This is a genomic window from Paraburkholderia sp. SIMBA_053 (genome assembly GCF_046534895.1).
Classification (GTDB): Bacteria; Pseudomonadota; Gammaproteobacteria; order Burkholderiales; family Burkholderiaceae; genus Paraburkholderia; species Paraburkholderia caledonica.
The window spans coordinates 1-266 of record NZ_JAWRXU010000832.1 but is presented as its reverse complement, the minus strand read 5'-3'; the positions used below and the strand labels follow the sequence as shown (position 1 = coordinate 266).

The following is a 266-nucleotide window of genomic DNA, read 5'->3' as shown; positions in this document are numbered from 1 at the left end:
CGAATGGCTGTGGGTCAAGGGCCATGCCGGCCACCCCGACAACGAGATCGCCGACAAGCTCGCCAGCGACGCCGCGCTGGAGATCATGCGAAAAGCGCGGGCGCGCTGAACGCCCGCGCCCAATCGCTTATTCGGCTTCCTTGGTTTCGGCGCCGGGACCGTTTTTCTTGATCGATTCGATGGCGTTCACCGCGGACGCCTTGCTCGAATAGCCCTCGGTCCAGAACATGGTTTCGCTGTTATATTTGAAATAGGCGACAAACTCG

General features: G+C 60.2%; 2 protein-coding genes. One reads left to right on the top strand and one right to left on the bottom strand.

All coding sequences use genetic code 11. The features are described 5' to 3' along the window. Nucleotides 1–7: 7 nt before the first annotated feature. A complete protein-coding gene (locus tag SB753_RS37915) occupies nucleotides 8–109 on the top strand; it encodes an RNase H family protein (protein WP_410805269.1) in 102 nt (33 codons plus the stop codon). An 18-nt stretch (nucleotides 110–127) separates the two neighbouring features. On the opposite strand, the gene SB753_RS37910 is transcribed toward SB753_RS37915, so the two are convergent. After that, nucleotides 128–229: a YegP family protein gene (locus tag SB753_RS37910; protein WP_410805268.1), complete on the bottom strand. Its 102-nt coding sequence runs from the start codon at nucleotides 227–229 to the stop codon at nucleotides 128–130. Between the last annotated feature and the right edge of the window lie 37 nt (nucleotides 230–266).

Excerpts from the sequence above, each read along its gene's own strand:
- SB753_RS37910 (WP_410805268.1), bottom strand. The coding sequence starts at position 229 with ATGTTCTGGACCGAGGGCTATTCGAGCAAGGCGTCCGCGGTGAACGCC.